Consider the following 21,996-nt stretch of genomic DNA (forward strand, 5'->3'; position numbering starts at 1 on the left):
AAGCACGGCTTTAATAATAAAAGGCGAGCAGTCCTTTGCCCGCAAACTGGTACTATTCGATGGTTACCGTTGTAGTGTCGCCCGCTACAACTGTGGCAGTATCGATAGTGTGTAGAAGAGTAATAGTGAGTTACTTAACTTTGTAATAGGCGTCAATCAGGTCGGACTCATCTAGATAGGCAAACATTTCACTTTGTTCATCTAGGGTACTTTCTGAAGTAGGCTCGATAACTTTTTCAGTAGCCTTTTCATCATGTGCTACAACCTCAACATGAGTTGCATCACAAGCAGACAGTGTTGCAAGAGCTGCCATAACTAACGACGTAGAGAATGAGCGCTTAATAACTCGCGCACTCAAAGGACTTACCTTGTTTTTTAACTTTGTCATCAATAACACCTCTTGCTCCTTGTTATAACTAATAATAGGTATATCAATCATTGTGCCAAATAAAAATAATCGATAAATTACAAGAGCTTAACTAAAAAACAATAATATGATATTTGAATAATACAAAGGAAATGTTGCGCATAGGCAACACCATATTACATTTGATGGGATTCAGGTCGTGAAATGGAGCCAGCCGTTAGATGATTATTTAATTCTGCTTTTAATTAGTAAGTAATAGTAGAAACAGTTATTACACGCACAAAAAAAGCAGGCTAAGCCTGCTTTTCGATAACGTGAACACTTATTAGATGCTAACGCGCTTATAAGGGCGATACTCTGCTTTCCAGAAGTTTCGCTCAATGCTGGCGCGCAGTGCGTCGTCAGACATTTCCAAGGCTAGTCCCTGCTCCATCGCTACTCTGCCCACTTCAAAAGCAATCTCACGGCTAATTTCTGCAATTGCTGCAAGTGGTGGCAATAATGAACCTTGACCGGTGTTGACTAATGGCGACGCTGCCGCCAGAGCATTACTTGCTGCCATTAGCATTTCATCGCTAATTAACTTCGCTTTTGATGCAACAACACCAAGACCAATACCAGGGAAAATATAAGAGTTATTACACTGAGCAATAGGGATGACATTGCCATTGTACTCAACAGGCTTAAACGGGCTCCCGGTTGCAATAATAACCTCACCTTCGGTCCATTCAATTACTTGCTCTGGACGCGCTTCAACCTGGCGAGAAGGGTTGCTTAACGGGAAGATAATCGGCAGTTCACAACCTTGCTTCATGGCACGGATAACTTGCTCAGTGAATAGGCCTGGCTGACCCGAAACACCAATAAGTACGTCTGGTTTCGCGCAGTGCATCACATCTAACAAAGAGGCGTAGTCACCGCTGAATGTCCAATCTGCCAAATCGGCATTCTTCTGCTGAAGTTTTTGTTGAAAGTCGCGCAAACCTTCCATGCCTTCAGTTACCAAGCCAAAACGGTCAATCATAAACACTTGCTTACGCGCTTGTTCGTCAGTAAGGCCTTCAAATACCATTTGCTGAATTAGCATTTCAGCAATACCACAGCCCGCAGAGCCCGCCCCAACGAACACAACTTTCATGTCTCTTAGCTTCTGCTGCTTGGTTTTACACGCCGCCAGAATAGTGCCAAGAGTAACTGCAGCGGTGCCTTGAATATCGTCATTAAAGCAGCATACATCGTTGCGATAGCGGTTTAATAACGGCATAGCGTTTGGCTGCGCAAAATCTTCAAACTGAATCATGACATCAGGCCAACGTCGCTTTACAGCGTTAATGAACATATCAACGAATTCGTCGTATTCTTCCTGTCCAATACGCGGATGGCGCGCTCCCATATACATTGGGTCGTTTAGTAGCTTTTCGTTATTAGTTCCTACATCTAACATTACGGGCAATGTGTATGCCGGGCTAATTCCCCCGCAAGCGGTGTAAAGCGAAAGCTTACCGATAGGAATGCCCATCCCCCCGATACCTTGGTCTCCCAGGCCTAAAATACGCTCACCGTCTGTTACAACAATTACCTTCACTTTGCGCTTAGTCGCATTACGAACGATATCATCTAGCTGATGGCGCTCTTCATAAGACACAAATAAGCCTCGTGAACTGCGATAAATATCAGAAAACTGTTCACATGCATCACCGACTGTTGGCGTGTAGATGATAGGCATCATCTCATCGATGTGCTTTTGAATAAGGCGATAAAATAAGGTTTCGTTGTTGTCTTGAATAGCACGTAAGTAAATATGCTTATTGAGTGCTTCATCGAAGCTACTGTATTGCAAATAGGCGCGTTCAACTTGCTCTTCAATAGTTTCGTACCGTGGAGGCACAAGACCGGTTAAGTTAAACGCAGCTCTCTCGCGCGCAGTGAAGGCGCTGCCTTTATTCAGTAGGGGAGTTTCCAGCAGTGAAGGGCCGGCATGAGGAATATAAAGATATCGCTGTGAATCTTCTGACATTGGTTTTCCGATAATGAGTTCAGGGCAAATACATCGCCTTCGCCTAAAGCAGCACGCACACAGCGTGCTTTTTTATAATTAGAATATTTCTTCTGGCTCTGGCGCAGTAGTGTTGTCCTGCGTGGCTGGATCTAACACTTCGTCATCGCGAACGTAAGTAGTTGGCTCAGTACCTTGCAGGAAATATTCGAATAGTGTCGTATGGTCTGTGCGTCTGGTCAACTTTCCACTGGTACGATCAATGCGAACACGCACTATATCTTCTGGTACGGGCATCGGCGTATGCGGTTTACTTTCAAGGGCATGTTGCATAAATCGGATCCACGCAGGCTCCGCCGCTTTAGCTCCATCTTCGATACCAATCAAAGCGTTACCAATCCAGTTGAACTTCTCAGGGTTTTTATTGATAAGGTTTTGGTTTCGCGTTGCACGGCCTAGTTGACGGCCCATGTTGTCGAAGCCAACCCAGGTTGTTGCAACTAAGTCCTTATGGAAGCCGCTAAACCAGGTATCTCGTGAATCATTCGTTGTACCTGTTTTACCTGCAATATCAGTACGCTGAAGAATATTGCGAGCACGCCAGCCTGTGCCTAGCCAATAGGTTTTTTTACTCCAATTCCCGTTTGCTCTAACCGCTGTACGCATCATCTCTGCTACTAAAAAGGCGTTTTGTGCAGTGATTACCTGTGGCGCTATCACTTTTTCTTCGCCTTCATCACCGTCGACGTCACTAAGCAAAATGTCTTGATTTAATTCTGCGGCAAGTAAAGCCTCAATATCAGCTTCTTCGTCTTCGGGTAATATTTCCGGGTCGCTTTGATTCTCACAACGATTACATGCCCAAACCGGGTTTGCCTTCCATAGCTCATCACCATTTTCGTCCAGCACCTTACTGATAAAGTGAGGGTTTACCAGGTAGCCTCCGTTAGCGATAACCGACATTCCTCTTACCACTTCAAGCGGCGTGTGCGAACTCGAACCTAGAGATACAGTTTCATCTAATGGAATGTCGTCTTTGTTAAAACCAAACCGGGTTAAATAATCTGCCGTTTCTCTTAGACCAACACCGCGAAGTAATCGAACCGATACCACGTTTTTAGATTTGCCCAAGGCTTTGCGCATTCTTATTGGGCCATCGTACTCTGCCGGTGAGTTCTGTGGTCGCCAGGCAACGCCTGTTGCCGCATTCCATTGGTTTATAGGCGCGTCGTTTATAATAGATGCGAGTGTGTAACCACTGTCTATTGCTGCTGAATAAACGAAAGGTTTAATGTTTGAACCCACTTGACGCTTAGCCTGGGTAGCCCTATTAAATTGGCTTTGGTAGAAGCTATAACCGCCAACCACGGCTTCAACCGCGCCGTTTTTCGGGTTAAGTGCAATAAAGGCTCCGCTTACCTCGGGGATTTGCGAAATGCGCCACTGCCCTTCTTGCTGCCTGATATAAATTACTGCGCCTTCTTGGGTTACATCTGAGGCGGTTTTAGGGTCACTACCCTGCCTAAAATCCGTAATGTAGCGTCTAGCCCAATCGAGGCCATCCCACTCTACCGTAATGGTTCTTCCATCAACGGCAAGCACATCGATTGACTGATCATTTACCTTTGTAACTACAGACGGTAATAAGGGTTTGATATGAGGAATTTCTTCAAGCACACGCATGAGTGATTCGTTGTCCCACTCTTCTCGTGTTGTTTTATTGCTTATATCAAAACTTAACGAAAGCTGTGGGATTGCGTCATTTTTTCCTTCTTTCTTAGGAATATTCCATAAGTACCCAAGAGCGCCTTTATAACCGTGACGCTCATCATAGTCATGAAGGTTTCTTACCACAGCACGTTGTGCGGCTAGTTGAAGGTCAGAGGTAGCTGTAGCGTAAACTTGATAACCGCCCGTTTCCGCCTCTTCTTTGCCATAAATTTCAACCATTTCGTTATAAATGGTGTCAGCCAAATAAGGGGCATCAACTTCAATTTCGGCACCGTGCTTCTTTGCTGAAACTGGCGCATTGGCAGCTTCATCAAACTGCGTTTTAGTGATGTATCCTTCGTCAAGCATGCGAAGTAACACCACTCGTCTGCGCTCAACAGAGCGTTGCGGCCCACTGATAGGGTTAAGCACTGATGGCGCCTTGGGAAGACCGGCAATAGTAGCAATTTGAGCTAATGAAAGCTTGTTAAGCGGTTTGCCATAGTACACTTGAGCAGCCGCACCAAAACCAAAGGACCTATGACCTAACTCAATTTTATTGAGGTATAGTTCGAGAATTTCTTGCTTAGAAAGCTCCTGCTCCATGTGTAATGCAATAAAAATTTCTTTTATTTTACGAATATAGGTTTTTTCACGGCTAAGAAAGAACCCTCTTGCTAACTGCATAGTTAATGTACTCGCGCCCTGGCGCTTTTCGCCCGTTAGCACCAAGCTAACTGCAGCACGCATAATACCGATAGGATCAATGCCGTGGTGTTCGTAGAAGCGACTATCTTCTGTGGCAAGTATGGCATCGACTAATTCATGTGGAACTTCTTCAAGCTTCACAGGAATTCTTCGTTTAACTCCATATTGTGAAATAAGTCTCCCGTCTTTGGTGTATATCTGCATAGGTGTTTGCAGTCGCACATCCTTTAGTACAGTAACACTTGGCAGATCAGGTTTGATATAAAGGTAAATACCAACTAACGCTGCCGAACCAAGCAAAATTGATAGAAAACTAAGTAAAATAAGTGGTTTAATGTACTTCACTGTAACGAATACCAAGACATTTTGTTAAAATAACGTATATTCTATACGTATGTTTTATCTCTAGAACCATACGCAGAATTCTATTAGAGTAGTATTGTACTTTAGAGCAACTACCTTTGAAACCGGACAATTGCAAATGAAATCGCTGTATAAAAACAATAAAATGGAAATTTACACATGAAATCGCTGTTTAAAAAAAAGCTGCCGTCGATTGTGGGCTTAGACATAGGGACGCGTCAAATAAAAGCGGTATGGCTAGAGCAATCGAAAGACGGGTATATACTTCAGGGTTATGCCTGCGAACCCATTACCAAGATCGCTTTTTCAGAGCGGGATATTAAAGATTACGAATCAGTAAGCATTGCGCTTAAAAAAGTTCAAAAATCATTAAAAACTAAACTAAAGTTGGCAAACATCGCTGTTGCTGGCACTTCTGTTATCAGTAAAATTGTATATATGGACCCTGAGCAGAATGATTACGACCTTGAAAGTCAAATTGAGATAGAGGCCGACAGCCTTATTCCTTATCCACTTGAAGAGGTGTATTTAGATTTCGAAGAAATAGAGCCAAGCAAAACTCACTCAGGTAAAGTCAACGTGTTATTGACAGCCGCTCACAAAGACGTAGTCGACAGTCGGTTATTACTAGCAAGAGAAGCTAACTTCGAACCCAAAATTGTTGATATGGAAAACTATGCTATTGGAAACGCGTTGAGTTTTTTCCATTCAAACGAGGCTGACGATAAGCCAATCTGTTGCATTAATGTGGGAGCCTCTCTTCTTCAAATTTGTGTGGTTAAAAATGGTAATGTAATTTATACGAAAGAACACACTTTTGGATTAAATCAGCTCATAAACGACGTTAGTGCCATTCATATGGTAGAGCGTGAAGTTGCAGAGCGCCAATTACTAGATGGCACGCTTCCAGGAAACTGGGTAGAAGATACTCTTCCAATTTTTGCTGCAAATCTCCAGCAAAGTATCAACCGGGCGCTCCAGATGTATATGAGCACTACGCACGCTGACCGCCCAACAGAAATACTATTGAGTGGGGGCGCTGCCAATATTGAGCCTCTTGTTGAAATTCTCAATCAAGACCTCGGGTTAAACGTAATTGGTTTTAATCCATTTAAGGATATTTCAATCAATCCCAAATTAGATGGTGAAAGACTAAACAAAATTGCGCCACAATTGACGATTGCAGCGGGACTAGCAAGTAGGAGTTTCACACCATGGCACATATAAATTTACTTCCATGGCGTGAGAAGCAACGTCAGCACCAAAAACAACAATACTTGTTAGGCTTGGTTGCAGTAGCAGCTATAATGGGTTTGATATTTTGGTTTATTGCGCAAGCATTTGATCAGCAAATCAATAATCAAAACTCTCGAAATCAGTTCCTTCAGGGTCAAATATCAGCTCTGGACGCGCAAATTGGTGAAATTAAGAAAGTAAAAGAGAATAAAAGTGCGCTGGAACAACGAATGGCGCTTATCGAACAACTTCAAGCTAACCGAAACGTAACGCCTGTAGTTTTCGACAAGCTCGCGTCTATCGTACCCGCTGGTGTTACTTTTGAAGCGATGAGTCGTGCTGGTAATCGCATCAGCATCGAAGGCACAAGCGATTCTAATAATCGACTATCAGATTTCATGCGCGCGTTGGAAAACTCTGATACGTTTATCGGCGCAGAATTGTCGTCGATAAAAGCTGACAGTAGTACAGCGATAGCGGTAAGCGACTTCAAGCTGACGTTTTTGATTAACCCCAATATAGCTCCTGTAGAAGAGCCTGGTAATGGAGTCTAGGCGTAATGAAATTTGATGTATCAAAATTAAAAGAACTAAATGAATTAGATTTCGAACAAATTGCAATCTGGCCAAATGAGGTACGCATAGTTGTAGCTCTATTCGTTGCAATTATTGTCGGTGCGTTAAGCTACTACACACTAGTCGTTCCTAAGCTGCCTATTTTAGAAGCTGCAGAATTAAAAGAAGGTGAGTTAAAGTTACAGTTTGAGGCAAAATACAGAATAGCCGCAAATCTCGACGCGTATGAAGAGCAATTGGAACAAATAAGAAAAGACTTTTCATCAATGCTTAGAAGCCTACCAACAAGTAATGAAACACCAGGACTTTTGGATGACATAACCTATGTTGGTACATCAGCAGGGCTAACATTCAGGTTGCTCAATTGGCAAAAAGAAGTTCCAAAAGAGTTCTACACAGAGCTACCTATTGAAATGGAAGTGAGCGGTGGCTATCACAGCTTCGGTGAGTTCACATCGAAAATAGCAGCGCTACCGCGTATTGTGACACTTCACGATTTTGAGATAGAGCGCTCATCGGGTGAACTATCGCTAAAATTACAAGCGAAAACATACCGCTCAGAGAATACTTCGCTAATAGGGGAGGAAAAAGAATGATTCGTCGTGTTTCTTCTCTATTTATTTTTGCTATTATCTCAGGCTGTGCACCGCAATTAGACGACCTACAGGCATACACTCAGGAAGTAAAAAGCCGTGCTCAACCCCAAATTGAACCTTACGTTGAGTTTCAAGTTCAACCGCCTTTTGTCTATACTTCGAGCTCTTTAAAAAGCCCGTTCAAATATCCAGAAGGTGTGGCGACTCCACTTAAGAAGCCACGTATAGAGAACTGCTCAGAACCAAACTTTGACCGCAAGAAAGAAGAGTTAGAGGCTTATGGTTTAGATGCACTTTCGCTGATGGGTAATTTCAAGCTTAAGGGCGAAAGATGGGCACTGATTAAAAGTAACGATGGAATTCTTCACAAAGCCAAGATAGGGAGCAGAATTGGCGTGTTTTACGGAACTATTACACAAGTCGGAACAGATTCGATTACGATAAGACAATTACTACCAGATGGTGCAGGCTGCTGGCAAAGGAAAACAACAACAATGAATACAGCATCTAAGGCGGGAGAGTAAACATGGCTGAACGATACATATTTAACAAGTCACTGAATCGTAAAGCGCCCAAATGGTATTGGCTTGCAGCTGCAGCTACTGCTATTTTCTCTGTCGCTGTTATTTCATCGCCAGTGAAGGCACAGGAACCTGTTTTAGTCGACCCGAAGAGCAGCGACTACGCTCAACAAAGCAGATCGACAATTACGAATGTAGACTTTACCCAAGCAGGCAAGGAAACAGCCATAGTCTTGGTGACATTGGATGGCTCAGAACCCAAGGTACAGCTAATTGAATCTCAGGGTAAAATTACACTTACACTTACAGACACTGATTTAGGTGACGACCAGCTAGTCGAGTTAAATGTTGCTGATTTTGGCACTATTGTGTCAACTATTGAGACTTTTCAAGACGATAGCAACGCACGTGTTGAAGTAAATTATTCTGGGGCTGTGCTTGTTCAAAATACCATTAACGATAATGTGCTTCGATTAGAAATCAAGCCAATGGACACCGAGCAAAAAGAAGCGTTAGAGAATGAAAAGCAATACTCTGGCGAACCGATATCGCTAGACTTTCAAGACGTCCCTGTTCGCCAAGTGCTTCAAATTATCGCGCAGGTTAACGGTTTCAACCTAGTAACTACTGACACGGTAGCCGGTAACGTTACTATCAGTTTATCGGGCGTTCCTTGGGATCAAGCACTAGAAATGATTCTTCGTGTTAAAGGCCTAGATAAACGCCTAGAGGGCAATATTTTGTTAATCGCCCCTGCTGAAGAGTTAGCCGCTCGTGAAGCGCAAACATTGCAGTCACAGCAACAAGTATCTGATTTAGCGCCGCTTCAAACAGTGGATATACCGGTAAATTATGCAAAAGCTTCAGCTTTAGCTGCAATTTTGAAGTCTTCCGAAGGGGGAATTCTTTCGGAGCGTGGTGGCGTGACGGTAGATGAGCGTACAAACACGCTAATTATCCGCGACACACTATCATCTATTGACGAAGCACGTAAGATGATTGATGTGCTTGATATTCCAGTAAAACAAGTCCTGATTGAAAGTCGCATGGTTACTGTCTTAGACAATGTTGACGAGCAGCTAGGCGTGCGCTGGGGCTTCAGCGATCGCCAAGACGATAATGGTGTTTCCGGTAGTATTGAAGGTGCCGACACCATTGCGGGAGGCGTAATACCCAGCATTGATAACCGCCTTAATGTAAACCTCCCAGTAAGCAGTGCAGCTGGTACCATAGGTTTTCAGTTAGCAAGCTTAATAGATGGAACTATTCTCGACCTTGAACTTTCAGCGTTAGAAGCCGAAAACAAAGGGGAAATTATAGCAAGCCCACGCATTACTGTTGCCAACCAACACGAAGCTTACATTGAACAAGGTACTGAGATTCCATTCGTACAGGCTGCGTCCAGTGGTGCAACTGCCGTTACATTCAAAAAAGCTGTACTTTCTCTTAAGGTTACGCCACATATAACACCTGACAATCGGATTATTCTTGATTTGGTAGTGACACAGGATACTCGAGGCGAAACAGTCAGTACATCAACAGGTGATGCCGTTGCAATTGATACACAAGAGATAAAAACACAGGTATTAGTAGAAAACGGTGAAACCATAGTTCTTGGTGGCATTTTCCAGCAAACAAGTTCAGATGGTGTTTCGAAAGTGCCTCTATTTGGCGACCTGCCTGTAGTGGGTTCACTGTTTAGAAACACTTCTCAACTTCAAGAAAAGCGAGAACTACTCATTTTTGTTACACCTAAAATTGTAACTGAACGCCCATAAGAACCGCTTAACCTTAGAAAAAAACGCGCATCTTTATGCGCGTTTTTTATTTTTATCCTTTATTTTCTAACTAAATTTAAATGTATACGCTATTTGTTAGTAACAAAACTTGCATCGCCTTGCATGAAACTGAGATAATCCCCGCCTCGAAATTTAAGCGAGGTTTAAGGAGTGGTGCTTATTGGACACTAAATAGGCACGAGTCAATGGGTAGGCTGGTAAGGCAACAGTGCACTGCCCCTAACATGATTAAGTTGTGATATAAGCAAATATGGCTGAAAAACGTAATATCTTTTTAGTTGGCCCAATGGGTGCTGGCAAAAGTACTATCGGTAGACATCTGGCAGACGAACTTCACCTAGACTTTTTTGATTCTGATCAGGAAATTGAGCGCCGCACGGGTGCAGACATTGCCTGGATCTTCGACCTTGAAGGCGAAGACGGATTCCGTAAACGCGAAGAGACCGTCATTAACGATTTGACAGATAAGCAAGGTATTGTACTTGCCACTGGCGGCGGTTCTATTGTAACCAAGGCTGTGCGTAATCGTTTATCTGCCCGCGGCATTGTTGTTTACCTACAAACAACAATCGATAAGCAAGTTGCCCGTACACAACGCGACAAACGTCGCCCTTTGCTACAAAACGAAGATCCTGAACAAGTACTTCGCGATCTTGCAGAAATGCGCAACCCGCTTTATGAAGAAGTAGCTGATTACATAGTTGATACAGACGACCAAAGTGCACGTGCTGTAGCAAATCAAATAATCAGTAAAATCGGTCTATAAATTAAATATGTAATAGGAGGTGCTACGCCAATGTCAACCTTAACTGTGGAACTTGGAGAACGTAGCTATCCTATACAGATAGAGGCTGGGCTGCTTTCGCAACCTGGCCTTTTTAGTGCCTATATTAAAGGCCCGCTTGCTGTCATTGTTACTAACGAAACCGTTGCACCGCTTTACTTAGAGACGGCTAAAGCGGCGTGTGGTGACGTTCATGTTGAAACCATCATTCTGCCAGACGGCGAGCAATATAAGAATTTAGAACAATTCAAAGTGGTTATGACCCGTCTTCTTGAGCTTAACGCAGCAAGAGACACTACGCTTATCGCACTTGGCGGTGGGGTAATTGGCGACCTAACAGGTTTTGTGGCAGCCACGTACCAGCGCGGCGTACCTTTTATTCAAGTGCCTACAACGTTGCTTTCTCAAGTAGACTCATCGGTAGGCGGAAAAACAGCGGTAAACCACCCTCTAGGTAAAAACATGATTGGTGCTTTCTACCAACCTGTTTATGTTGCTATTGATACCGACTCGCTAGCAACACTACCCCCAAGAGAATTTGCTGCTGGTATGGCAGAAGTTATTAAATACGGCATTATTTACGATGCACCGTTTTTTACCTGGCTTGAAGAAAACGTTAACGCACTTACGTCTCTTGATACTGAAATCCTTACCTACGCCATTTCTCGCTGCTGCGAAATAAAAGCGGATGTGGTTGCGAAAGATGAGCGCGAAGGTGGACTGCGCGCCATTCTTAACTTAGGTCACACGTTTGGCCATGCTATTGAAGCTGAACAAGGTTATGGCAATTGGTTACACGGCGAAGCAGTAGCCGCTGGTACTATAATTGCTTGTAAAGCTGCTGAAGCATTAACATGGTTTGAAGCGTCAGAAACACGACGCGTGTCAGCGCTATTCGAAGCTTTTGCACTGCCTATTGCAGGGCCTAGTAGCATGACGAAAGACGACTATGTTAAGCACATGAAACGCGATAAGAAAGTGGAAGCGGGTAGTATTCGGTTTGTACTTCCTCAAGGCATTGGCAAAGCGGTTGTTACTAAAGACGTTACCGACACCATCCTTACTGACATTCTCTCTTAGACATTCGCGTTCGCGCCAAACTGGCAGCGTGCCCTTTCATTATTCCCAAAACTTGGGAAGCTGATAATAAGGTGCGTTGCTAGACTAGTTTTAAAGCAACGTTGAATAAGGGCAAACTCCCATGCAAAGTGAACTGCATGAACGTTTGGAATATCTGGTTAATTACTCCTCTCAGCTGATCTTTGTCAGCGGTGAGTCTATTGCTCAACAACAAAAAACCCTTGAAGCCTTTGTCTTTCAACAGCACGACGATACCGAAATTGCGTATTTGACCGCGCAAGATAATATGGAGCCTTCTGACTACCGTAGACAGCTTTGTCGGCAGCTACTCGGACAAGTAGTGGGAAGCTTTGTTCGCCCCCTTAATGAATTACTTTCTGATTTGAATAGCCACGAAGGCCCAATTCTAATTGCTATCACCCAAGCCCATAACCTTCCTGATGCACTGTTACAAGAGCTGTGGGATTTGGTCTTACAAAGTCGATTTGCTGGAAACAAACAGCATTTAAACGTGCTTTTATTTGCAAATAACGCATGGGCCGAGCGCGCTAAACAATGGCTTCCTGCTAAAAATACTGAAACACCGCTTATTATTAGCAGCCAGTCTGTGATTAGCGAGCAGCCTAATTACGAGTCAGACCTTGATAAAATGATAGCTTCCCGAAGAGAAGCGTTTCAGGCTCATTTAGAAAATAGACAACGTAAAAATACTAAGACATTCACAAACCCACTAAAAACAAAATGGTTTTATGCTGGTGTAGCTCTGGTGTTTCTGGCCACATTCTCTGGCCTTATCTATTGGCAGTACGGTGAAAAGCTCGCATCAATTTTCTCTCCTATTAGCCAGCAAACTCTTGAATCTAATCAAACTCAGGTTGAACCGGGTTCAGCCTATAACAAGCTAATTGCTGACGGCAATGGTGATGAAGGCTTCAATGTCGACATCGATAAAAGCAGAGAAGTCACCGCTGCTGAAAAGCAAAATGACGTAAGCGCACAAACCGGTAATGTGGAAATTGTCTCGACACCAAGTGCACCACCTGAGCTAACCGGTCAATCAACCCTTGATAAGCCAGCGGAAAATGAAATAGCAGAGAATGATACGCTGATTACAGACTGGGAAAGCGCAGTATCATCACTGCCTGATGCAGGTTCTTTGTCTGAAACAGAAGGCGATAATAGTAGTAATACTTCAAGGGCACAAAGCAACAACTCTTCCTCTGTTGATACTACTAGTTCAGGTGAAAGTACTGAGCAAAGAACGGAAGAGAATACACAAACAGCACTAGCGAATCCGCACAGCACTGATACGAAGCCTAGCAACGAAAATGTGAACCAAACTTCACCGCAGCCAAACCAGTGGATTAACGCTAACGATTACGCCATTCAAATGCTAGCGATGAAAAGCGAATCGGTGCTCAATGCGTTCTTGCGTGAACACAATCTTGTAGAGCAAACCCGCATTTATAAAACTGAACGCTACGGTGGCGATTGGTTTGTAGTTGTTTTTCGAGAAGTTTACCCCTCACTACCGCAAGCACAGCAAACTCGCGCTGCGTTACCTGAATATCCGGGCAAACAAAATGCGTTTATAAAGCGGGGGAGTCAGGTCCTAGCTGAAATAGATAAAGCTCCAAATTAAGCCGATTCAAAGTCAAAAGCACCTAATTAGTTCTGATAATTTAGCTAAATTCCACTCTTGCGACACTTGCTGGTTGTCCGTTTTACTGATGAAAGTTACAATCTACCTTTAGCGTGGTGATATCTGATACTGATCAGCATAAAAGTATAAAGACGACCCTTTCCCTTGGAACGGCGGCGCAAGGAAAAACCACCGTCTTCATTCCGTCTAGGTAGTAACGTTTAAGCATGATGCAGAAAAAGAACCGTGCCTTTTTAAAGTGGGCCGGTGGCAAATACAGCTTGGTTGAGCACATTCAGGCCAGATTACCGCAAGCTAACAAACTCATAGAACCGTTTGTTGGTGCTGGATCTGTATTTCTGAATACGCAATACAAACGCTACCTGCTTAATGACATCAATCCTGACCTCATTAACTTATACAACTTCTTAAAAGCGCAACCCGACGCGCTGATTAACGATGCGCGTGCGTTTTTTGATGGGAGCCGCAATGAAGAGAAGATGTACTATGACCTGCGTGAAGAGTTCAACGGGACGCAAGACGAGTACTATCGCGCTATTCTTTTTCTCTATTTGAACCGCCACGGCTACAACGGTTTGTGTCGATATAGTCTTCAAGGTCGTTTTAATGTGCCTTTTGGCAGGTACAAAAAGCCCTACTTTCCAGAAGACGAAATGTTTGTGTTTTCCGAAAAATCACAAAAGGCCACGTTTACCTGCCTACCGTTTGAGAAGGTTTTTTCAAGGGCTAGGCGAGGCAATGTTATTTATTGCGATCCTCCATACGCACCTATTAGCAAGACAGCAGCCTTCACCAGTTATGCGGCGCGAAGTTTTGGGCAAGAGTCGCAAGAAAAACTGGCAGAATTGGCCACCCGAGCTTCTAAAAAGCGTGGTATACCGGTTTTGATATCGAACCACGATTTACCGCTAACCCGAGCTTTATATCAAGGTGCAGACTTTAGCATGCTGTCAGTTAAACGCTCGATTAGTCAAAATGGCGCGAAACGACAGCCAGTAGATGAGATATTGGCTTATTTCCCTCCCGCGAAAGTTGTTCCCAAGCGAAAAACACGCAAGAAAAAAATAACTCAGCGCCCTTCTGCTGAATAATTATTACGAGATGAAAGGTTAGCAAACACCTATTTGAAGCGATGAAGCGCTTTCACTAAGTATGAGTGGGCTATCAGCCGTAGCCTGTATACCACTTTACAAACATGAAAAGTGATACGACAAATACCACAACTAAAATAACGCCTATAACAGCAAAGCTGATAAAGGTACCTTTAGTAAAGTCACGTTCATAATTTTTATGGCTTTGAACACCAAACAAACTTGCCACTACACTACCTAGAACTGACCAGAAACCAGTACCAGATTGCATAATATCACCTTAAGAGTCGTTTGAGGGTGAAGTGAAATCCCGATTACCATCGTCGCTGTGAAGCAACTCTAGTAAATCTAAAAAGTGAAACTGAAAGGACGGTGACTTTCCTGCTATCCATGACAGCCAGCTAACCTCTTCTACCCCCTCTTGATGACGGGCGCACTGGTTTTGAATGTGGCTTGCAGGGAGTTTTGGGTTAAACTCGGTAACGGGTTGGAATTCACAAACAGACGAGCGTGAGCTTGGCGGATTTGTAACGGCCACGCTGATTAGGCCAGCAGCTCCACAAATCGCAAAAAAAGGAAGAACTTTCATCCTGAACACCCCTTACACTCGTTTAAAATTTAATCTCATTATAATCAAAAGCAAGTAACGAACAAGTTAAAAATGCGTTGCTCTTTAAAATGAAAAGCCTAATGAAAATTACATTAGGCTTTTACTACTCAACGTTTTAATTAAGAGGCCGCTCTGTTAGCCCCTTTTTTAAATTAAAGTTCGAAATCTACTGAATAACCTACAGTGAATTTTAACTCGTCGTTATCTAGTGCGTCAGCACCAACATCATCTAAGTTGGTTCCAGTCACAGCGAAACTAAAACCATCTTTTGCAATGGTTACGCCGTAATCGGCATAGCTATCAGTACCGTCGCCGAAGTTGAAAGCATCCACAAAGTCACCGTCATGATAACCAGCATGTAGCGTCAACTCAGTACCATTCAATATCTCGGTGGTGTAATCGAGAGACGCGTAGTAAGCCTGTCCAAAGCCAAAATCTTGGCCTTCAGCTTCATCCGCTTCGGTGTGCGCTAATAGGTAAACTGTTACGCTTACACCACCCATGCCTACTGAGCCGTAGATTTCTGCAAAATCGAATTCTGCTTCAGCGTCGTAGTTGTAATATAGGTAACCGAAGTCGTAAGCAATACCATCAGACTCACCTGAATAACCAAAGTATACGTCATGCTCGTATGAGTAAATATCATCTGATGCATAACTTACGTTAGACGCCCACGTACCTGCATAGAAACCGCTTTCGTGTGCGTAGTCGATACCGCCCTGTACTGCAGCTTCGTTAACAGTTTGTGTTAAACCACGCCAAATGTAGTTGCTGGTTGCGCCAGCGTTTGCGGTAAATTCACCTTCTGCATAGCTAGGCATAGCGGTTAGCAAACACGCTGAAGAAATAGCAGCGGCAAGTAGGGTTCTTTTTGTAGATGTTTTCATGTGTGTTCTCCAGTCAAATTCAAACTTGTTGTAATTCGTTTTTTCTGTCTGTGTTTTCTTTTTGGACTGGATAACGCAAAGTTGGTGCCCATTTATGGTTCATTAAAAAAGCCTGCCGAAAAAATTATAAACCATTGATAATTAACAACATAAATAACACGCACTTAATACTCTCATAATTTACTCAGTTTTAAGGCCGCTTAAAAACGCACCAACAAAACGCAGTCTCACCAAAATTGTGCAGCAGCACGATTTATGGTTGTCTGTCTTAAATTTATGTCAAATCATCCTTGATGTACCCTTTACATAGTAAAAATGCCTGGTTTTGGGTAAACTTTCGCAACCCTATAACGTAAGTGGCAACGCCCCCTGTTGTTTTTGTTTAAAGGACACGCAATGAAACCGTTTTTAATCGCTCCATCAATACTCTCTGCCGACTTTGCAAGACTTGGTGAAGATGTAGAACAAGTATTGGACGCTGGCGCCGATGTGGTGCATTTCGATGTAATGGATAACCACTATGTGCCGAACCTTACGTTTGGGCCAATGATTTGCGAAGCATTGAGAAAATACGGTATAACCGCGCCGATTGATGTTCACCTTATGGTAAAGCCAGTAGATGATCTTATTGAGAAATTCGCCAACGCGGGCGCAAGCTATATCAGCTTTCACCCAGAAGCGTCTGAACACATAGACCGGTCTCTTCAGCTTATTATTGATGCTGGCTGCAAACCCGGCTTGGTATTTAACCCGGCTACGCCGCTACACTACTTAGATCATGTTATGGATAAACTACACCATATCCTTATTATGTCGGTGAACCCTGGTTTTGGCGGCCAGAAGTTTATCCCCAGTACCCTAGATAAGGTACGTGCGGTGAAGCAGCGTGTACTAGAAAGCGGCTACGAAATTCGAATTGAAATTGACGGTGGCGTAAAAGTCGATAACATTCGCGCAATAGCAGAAGCGGGGGCAGATATGTTTGTGGCTGGTTCGGCCATTTTCTCCCAATCCGATTACGGCGATGTGATTGCGCAAATGCGCGATGAACTTTCATCGTTGTCTAAAGCTTAGTTTTTAACAGAATTTAACGTATTACAGGTAAATAGAAATGAGTAATAAACCCGTTGTATTAAGTGGCTGCCAGCCTTCAGGACAACTTACCCTTGGCAACTATATGGGTGCACTTAAACAGTGGGTTTCCATGCAAGACGATCACGACTGCTTATACATGATTGTCGATTTACATGCGATCACAGTAAGACAAGATCCGAAGCAACTTGCCGAAGCTTGTCTAGACGGCCTTTCTCTTTATCTAGCTTGCGGTATTGACCCGCAAAAGAGCACGCTATTTTTGCAATCACATGTGCCTGAGCATGCGCAGCTGTCGTGGGTATTAAATTGCTATGCTCAAATGGGCGAGCTAAACCGCATGACGCAGTTTAAAGATAAGTCTGCGAAAAATGAGAACAACATAAATGTAGGCTTATACAGCTACCCTGTACTTCAAGCAGCAGATATCTTGCTTTATCAAGCCGATAAAGTTCCCGTGGGTGAAGATCAAAAACAGCACCTTGAGTTAACACGCGATATAGCAACACGAGTAAATAACTTATACGGCGACGTATTCCGCTTACCAGACCCTTATATTCCAGAGTTCGGTGCGCGTATCATGAGCCTGCAAGAACCAGAAAAGAAAATGTCTAAGTCAGACAACAACCCCAATAACTTTATTGGTCTGTTAGAAGACCCTAAGAAGCTGGCTAAGAAGATTAAACGCGCGGTAACCGACTCTGACGAACAAGCTAATATATACTTCAACCCGACCGAGAAACCAGGGGTATCTAACTTACTTACCCTGCTTTCATTAGCAACGGGTAAATCGGTAAAAGAGCTTGAGCCTGAATATACCGACAAAATGTACGGTCACTTAAAAGGCGATGTTGCCGATGCGGTAGTATCTTTACTTGAGCCTATTCAAACTCGCTATGCTGAAATTCGCGCAGATAGAGCATACTTAGACGACGTTATGCGCCAAGGTGCGGAAAAAGCATCAGCCCGCGCAGCAGAGACTTTAGCCAAAGTTTACAAAGCAGTGGGTTTTATTCCAAAGCCGTAACTTAAATACTGTACGTAAAAGACATGAAGCGTTAATAAAGCGCTTCATGTCACAACCGTTGCTTTATAGATATACCAAGGATTAACACTGCTGTGTTGCTGTTAATTGATAACTTCGATTCGTTCACTCATAACCTCGCTAGGTATTTCACAGAGCTTGGCGCTGACGTTGAAGTGGTAAGAAATAACGCCCTTAACCTTGACGATATTTCGCGCTTGGCACCTTCTCAACTTGTTATCTCGCCAGGCCCTTGCACGCCTAACGAGGCGGGTATTAGTTTATCTGCGATAGAGCATTTTGCCGGTGAAATTCCCATAATGGGCGTTTGCTTAGGTCATCAAGCCATAGGACAAGTTTTTGGTGCAGAAGTGGTAGGCGCCCAAGAAATAAAACACGGTAAAGTTTCAGCATTGTCCCATCACAACACAGGGCTATTTGAAGGGCTACCAAACACCTTTAACGTAACCCGCTACCATTCATTAGTATTAAGCCCTGAATCTTTACCTCCATCACTACGCGTCGATGCTTGGTGTGAGACAGCGGCGGGTACAAAAGAAATTATGGCAGTTTCCCATAATCGCTACCCTATATGGGGTGTTCAGTATCACCCTGAATCATTACTTACCGAACACGGTCACAGCGTGCTTGAAGCTTTTCTTCATCATAAAAAGGTTTAAGTCTACAGGCGTATTGCCGATACCCTACATAGTGTAAAAGGTTGCGCTTGAAGGCCGTTAAAATTCGCAATTCACTGATTTTTCGTTTAACTTTTCATAATCAAGTTTAGCCAAGCGCTAACTGAGCGTTATGTTGAAAACTACATAAGCGATATCAATCATTGCAGGGTGCTAACTGTGCTTTTAAGTGGTAGCTACATTTTCATCATTACCGTAGCTAACGTTATAAAGGCCCCTAATGTACGATAATATCGCCGTTCACCAAAAAGTTATGAGCAGGAGTGCTTTTAATATGACCATGGGGGCAACCACACCGCCGACGATAGATGATCGATTTGAAAATATGATCGTATCACCCGAGCGCGTGCTTGAAATGCTAGGAAAGCGTAAGGTGGGCCAAGTCAGCTTCGAACAGTCAGAACAGGGTGACGCACGTAGGCTTTTACTTCACGTTGAAAAAGTCGCAATTGAAAACAAACGTCTACAGGAAAAAACAGAAGCCTCTTATTTAGAATCGGTTAGCCACCACCTTCACGAGATTCTGCTTGATGAACTTACTGAGCAACTTAGCTACACCGAAGAGCTCGTTCAGAACGTGCTCAACTTACCTGAAAACATTGGTGAGCTGTTAGATGCCTTATCTGTTAAAGCGTGCTCAGTTTCAAAACTAGAGCCTATCGTCGCCACTATGCCGTGGCTTTATGACGAGCTCATAGTAGTAGTAAATACGCCTCAATTCAGACGCAAAGATTCGCGAGGACGTATAATCGTTGTTGAAACCTTGCGCACTTCATTGAGCTTTTTAGGTATCGAAAACTTGCGCACGCTAATACCTTCATTGATATTAAAGCGCGCCATGCCTCAAATTACCGATCCTTACCCGCTTATCAAGCAAAAACTAACGCATTACTCAACAGGCGTTGCGCTTACTGCAAAGCGCCTAGCTGCACTGAGTGATCTAAATAAGCATCAAGCCTACACGCTGGCAATGATAAGTAATTTAGGCCGCTGTGCTGTGACACGACTTTATTTCAAACTGTTCGATAAGATCCAACTGCACTTATTACAAGAGTGCCAGAGAGACAAAGAACAAAAGCGTCATGAGGCTTTATTAAAAATTGCGCCGTCGGCTAACCACCTTATTGCGTTACAACAAGAATTCGCTGATGCAGTGAGTGCCGACATTTTAGAGTGGATGCACTTTACCCGTCTGCCAATTGCACAGCCAATGCGAGACTGTGCAGATAAACAGCTTACTCAACCCAAAACCTTAAGTAAAATTCTGCATCAAGCTCGAGCTTATACACAAATAAGAATGCTACATCAGCTCAAGCTCGTTGACATTCAAGAGGTAAAACCGCTTTTTTCTGAGCAGCGCTACCCAGCGGGTGCACTTGAGAATCTCAAAAGTTTGGATATTTTCACCCTTCCGTTGGTAAAAAGTGAAGATAGTTGACAGGCCTTGAGGCTTTCCCCACGCCCAGTTTGAACAAAAATTATGCACAGAAGAACATCAAACCTCAAATAATTTGTGGATATTCATGCATTGGTTATGCACTTTTCTCGTAGTTGATACCTGATACTCAAAAATATTGACGACAACTCAGTGTCTTGCTTATTTATAGCTAAAGTAAACAGGCAAGTTTTTCACTGCGCAATGCCCCTTTCTATTCCTCTGAAGTACAACAAAACCACCAGACAGCGCTTTTCTTTGCGTAAAAATTGATTATTACTAATTGATATAGCCCAGTAGTTAATAGTTATTCACTTTTCCTGCAAATTAAGCCACAGTCCTTATAAATAAAGGGCTACAGCCTTTTGCAAAGAAGACAAATGTTAAAAAAAATGGCATACTGTAAATCAAATCCGATTAGTTTTTATGCGCCCAACTGACGCTTATCGACTCTCGTTGCACGAATAAAACGTGCGATTCGATTAGACAAGCAAAATCACACAGTGTGATTGGCGCCCAATGCAGAGGTAACAAAGATGAACGTAACTCGCGCTACATTTGATGATGTAATGGTTCCTAACTATAACCCAGCAGGTATGGTACCTGTTCGAGGTGAAGGTTCACGCGTATGGGATCAAGATGGAGCTGAGTACATCGACTTTGCAGGCGGTATTGCAGTAAACGTTCTAGGTCACTGCCACCCTGAGCTAGTTAAGGCACTTAATGAACAAGGCAGCAAGCTTTGGCATCTAAGCAACGTATTTACTAACGAACCTGCGCTTCGCCTTGCTAAAAAGCTTAACGATGCGACATTCTCTGACAAAGTTTACTTTGCCAACTCTGGTGCGGAAGCTAACGAAGCGGCATTAAAGCTTGCTCGTCGTTGGGCACTTGATAAGCACGGTGAAGACAAGAATCAAATTATTGCTTTTAATAAAGGTTTCCATGGTCGTACCTTCTTTACCGTAACGGTAGGTGGTCAAGCGGCTTACTCTGATGGCTTTGGCCCTAAGCCAGGCGCTGTTGATCACTGTGACTACAATGACCTAGCTGCCTTTGAAGCACTAATTTCAGATAAAACTTGTGCTGTAATGATGGAACCACTTCAAGGTGAAGGCGGTATTATTCCACCTGATGTTGATTTCGTGAAAGGTGTGCGCGAGCTTTGTGACAAGCATAACGCACTACTTATTTTTGACGAAGTTCAGTCAGGCGTTGGTCGTACCGGTCACCTCTACGCATATATGGGCCTTGGCGTAACACCCGATATCTTAACTACAGCTAAATCTCTTGGTGGCGGCTTCCCAATTGGCGCCATGCTAACAACGAATGATATTGCAGCACATCTTAAGCCAGGTACCCACGGTAGTACTTACGGCGGTAACCCACTGGCCTGTGCGGTTGCGGAAAAAGCGTTAGATATCGTGAACCAGCCAGAAGTGCTTGAAGGCGTGCTTAAGAAAGAAGCCCTTTTCCGCGAATTACTTGGCGCTATCAATGACAAGTACAACGTATTTGAAGAAGTGCGTGGTCAAGGCATGCTGTTAGGTTGTGCATTGAATGAGAAATACCAAGGCCGTGCACGCGACTTCATGATGGCTGCAACGAAAGAGAACCTAATGTGTCTTGTTGCTGGCATGAACGTCATTCGTTTTGCACCTTCACTGGTTATTCCTGATGAAGACATTAAAGAAGGTCTTGCACGTTTTGAACGCGCCGTTGCTGCCGTTGTAAACGCCGAATAATTACAACACGAGTAGC

General features: G+C 43.5%; 20 protein-coding genes. 14 read left to right on the forward strand and 6 right to left on the reverse strand.

Annotated elements, in window-relative coordinates:
* Window positions 1-130: 130 nt before the first annotated feature.
* From ACXAER_RS08120 to ACXAER_RS08130, 3 genes are all read right to left on the reverse strand, one after another.
* The gene (locus ACXAER_RS08120) at window positions 131-388 is read right to left on the reverse strand and encodes a hypothetical protein (protein WP_474828213.1); all 258 of its coding nucleotides are present in this window, start codon (window positions 386-388) and stop codon (window positions 131-133) included.
* 304 nt (window positions 389-692) lie between these two features.
* On the reverse strand, window positions 693-2,384 hold the full coding sequence (locus ACXAER_RS08125; protein WP_474828215.1) for an NAD-dependent malic enzyme: 1,692 nt from the start codon (window positions 2,382-2,384) through the stop codon (window positions 693-695).
* A gap of 78 nt (window positions 2,385-2,462) precedes the next feature.
* Window positions 2,463-5,126 (reverse strand): penicillin-binding protein 1A, encoded by a 2,664-nt coding sequence (locus ACXAER_RS08130; RefSeq protein WP_474828218.1) that lies wholly within the window; start codon window positions 5,124-5,126, stop codon window positions 2,463-2,465.
* Between the two features lie 177 nt (window positions 5,127-5,303).
* Here ACXAER_RS08130 and pilM point away from each other — a divergent pair, with 177 nt between their 5' ends.
* The 9 genes from pilM (at window position 5,304) to ACXAER_RS08175 (ending at window position 14,489) form a co-directional block, all read left to right on the forward strand.
* Window positions 5,304-6,371 (forward strand): type IV pilus assembly protein PilM, encoded by a 1,068-nt coding sequence (gene pilM / locus ACXAER_RS08135; protein ID WP_474828220.1) that lies wholly within the window; start codon window positions 5,304-5,306, stop codon window positions 6,369-6,371.
* Window positions 6,359-6,934 (forward strand): PilN domain-containing protein, encoded by a 576-nt coding sequence (locus tag ACXAER_RS08140; RefSeq protein ID WP_474828222.1) that lies wholly within the window; start codon window positions 6,359-6,361, stop codon window positions 6,932-6,934. The genes pilM and ACXAER_RS08140 overlap by 13 nt, the downstream gene beginning before the upstream one ends.
* Window positions 6,935-6,939: 5 nt before the next feature.
* Window positions 6,940-7,551 (forward strand): type IV pilus inner membrane component PilO, encoded by a 612-nt coding sequence (locus ACXAER_RS08145; protein WP_474828224.1) that lies wholly within the window; start codon window positions 6,940-6,942, stop codon window positions 7,549-7,551.
* Window positions 7,548-8,075: a pilus assembly protein PilP gene (locus ACXAER_RS08150; RefSeq protein WP_474828226.1), complete on the forward strand. Its 528-nt coding sequence runs from the start codon at window positions 7,548-7,550 to the stop codon at window positions 8,073-8,075. The genes ACXAER_RS08145 and ACXAER_RS08150 overlap by 4 nt, the downstream gene beginning before the upstream one ends.
* Window positions 8,076-8,077: 2 nt before the next feature.
* Window positions 8,078-9,850: a type IV pilus secretin PilQ gene (locus tag ACXAER_RS08155; protein WP_474828228.1), complete on the forward strand. Its 1,773-nt coding sequence runs from the start codon at window positions 8,078-8,080 to the stop codon at window positions 9,848-9,850.
* Between the two features lie 271 nt (window positions 9,851-10,121).
* Complete coding sequence (gene aroK / locus ACXAER_RS08160) at window positions 10,122-10,637, forward strand: shikimate kinase AroK (protein ID WP_025256800.1); 516 nt, start codon at window positions 10,122-10,124, stop codon at window positions 10,635-10,637.
* Window positions 10,638-10,667: 30 nt separating this feature from the next.
* A complete protein-coding gene (aroB, locus tag ACXAER_RS08165) occupies window positions 10,668-11,735 on the forward strand; it encodes a 3-dehydroquinate synthase (protein ID WP_474828231.1) in 1,068 nt (355 codons plus the stop codon).
* Window positions 11,736-11,856: 121 nt separating this feature from the next.
* Window positions 11,857-13,377: an SPOR domain-containing protein gene (locus ACXAER_RS08170; protein WP_474828233.1), complete on the forward strand. Its 1,521-nt coding sequence runs from the start codon at window positions 11,857-11,859 to the stop codon at window positions 13,375-13,377.
* 227 nt (window positions 13,378-13,604) lie between these two features.
* Entirely contained in the window at window positions 13,605-14,489 is an 885-nt protein-coding gene (locus ACXAER_RS08175; protein WP_474828235.1) for a Dam family site-specific DNA-(adenine-N6)-methyltransferase, read from the forward strand.
* Between the two features lie 73 nt (window positions 14,490-14,562).
* Here the strand turns inward: ACXAER_RS08175 and ACXAER_RS08180 are convergent, their stop codons facing one another.
* From ACXAER_RS08180 to ACXAER_RS08190, 3 genes are all read right to left on the reverse strand, one after another.
* Window positions 14,563-14,760, reverse strand: coding sequence for a DUF2970 domain-containing protein (locus ACXAER_RS08180; RefSeq protein WP_474809090.1), 198 nt, complete (start codon window positions 14,758-14,760; stop codon window positions 14,563-14,565).
* 9 nt (window positions 14,761-14,769) lie between these two features.
* Window positions 14,770-15,078 carry a hypothetical protein gene (locus ACXAER_RS08185; RefSeq protein ID WP_474828238.1) on the reverse strand — a complete coding sequence of 103 codons (309 nt, stop codon included), beginning with the start codon at window positions 15,076-15,078 and terminating at the stop codon, window positions 14,770-14,772.
* Window positions 15,079-15,251: 173 nt separating this feature from the next.
* On the reverse strand, window positions 15,252-15,986 hold the full coding sequence (locus ACXAER_RS08190) for a TorF family putative porin (RefSeq protein WP_474828240.1): 735 nt from the start codon (window positions 15,984-15,986) through the stop codon (window positions 15,252-15,254).
* 396 nt (window positions 15,987-16,382) lie between these two features.
* Between ACXAER_RS08190 and rpe the strand changes: the two genes are divergently transcribed.
* The 5 genes from rpe (at window position 16,383) to ACXAER_RS08215 (ending at window position 21,980) form a co-directional block, all read left to right on the forward strand.
* Window positions 16,383-17,060: a ribulose-phosphate 3-epimerase gene (gene rpe, locus ACXAER_RS08195; RefSeq protein WP_474828242.1), complete on the forward strand. Its 678-nt coding sequence runs from the start codon at window positions 16,383-16,385 to the stop codon at window positions 17,058-17,060.
* A gap of 37 nt (window positions 17,061-17,097) precedes the next feature.
* Window positions 17,098-18,105: a tryptophan--tRNA ligase gene (gene trpS / locus ACXAER_RS08200; RefSeq protein ID WP_025256808.1), complete on the forward strand. Its 1,008-nt coding sequence runs from the start codon at window positions 17,098-17,100 to the stop codon at window positions 18,103-18,105.
* A 92-nt stretch (window positions 18,106-18,197) separates the two neighbouring features.
* Window positions 18,198-18,782, forward strand: coding sequence for an anthranilate synthase component II (locus ACXAER_RS08205; protein ID WP_474809094.1), 585 nt, complete (start codon window positions 18,198-18,200; stop codon window positions 18,780-18,782).
* Window positions 18,783-19,074: 292 nt separating this feature from the next.
* Window positions 19,075-20,238, forward strand: a complete 1,164-nt coding sequence (locus ACXAER_RS08210; RefSeq protein ID WP_474830536.1) for an HDOD domain-containing protein — start codon at window positions 19,075-19,077, stop codon at window positions 20,236-20,238.
* A gap of 533 nt (window positions 20,239-20,771) precedes the next feature.
* On the forward strand, window positions 20,772-21,980 hold the full coding sequence (locus ACXAER_RS08215) for an aspartate aminotransferase family protein (RefSeq protein WP_474828244.1): 1,209 nt from the start codon (window positions 20,772-20,774) through the stop codon (window positions 21,978-21,980).
* Window positions 21,981-21,996: the final 16 nt, after the last annotated feature.

The organism is Alteromonas sp. AWJ4_199 (assembly GCF_056159165.1).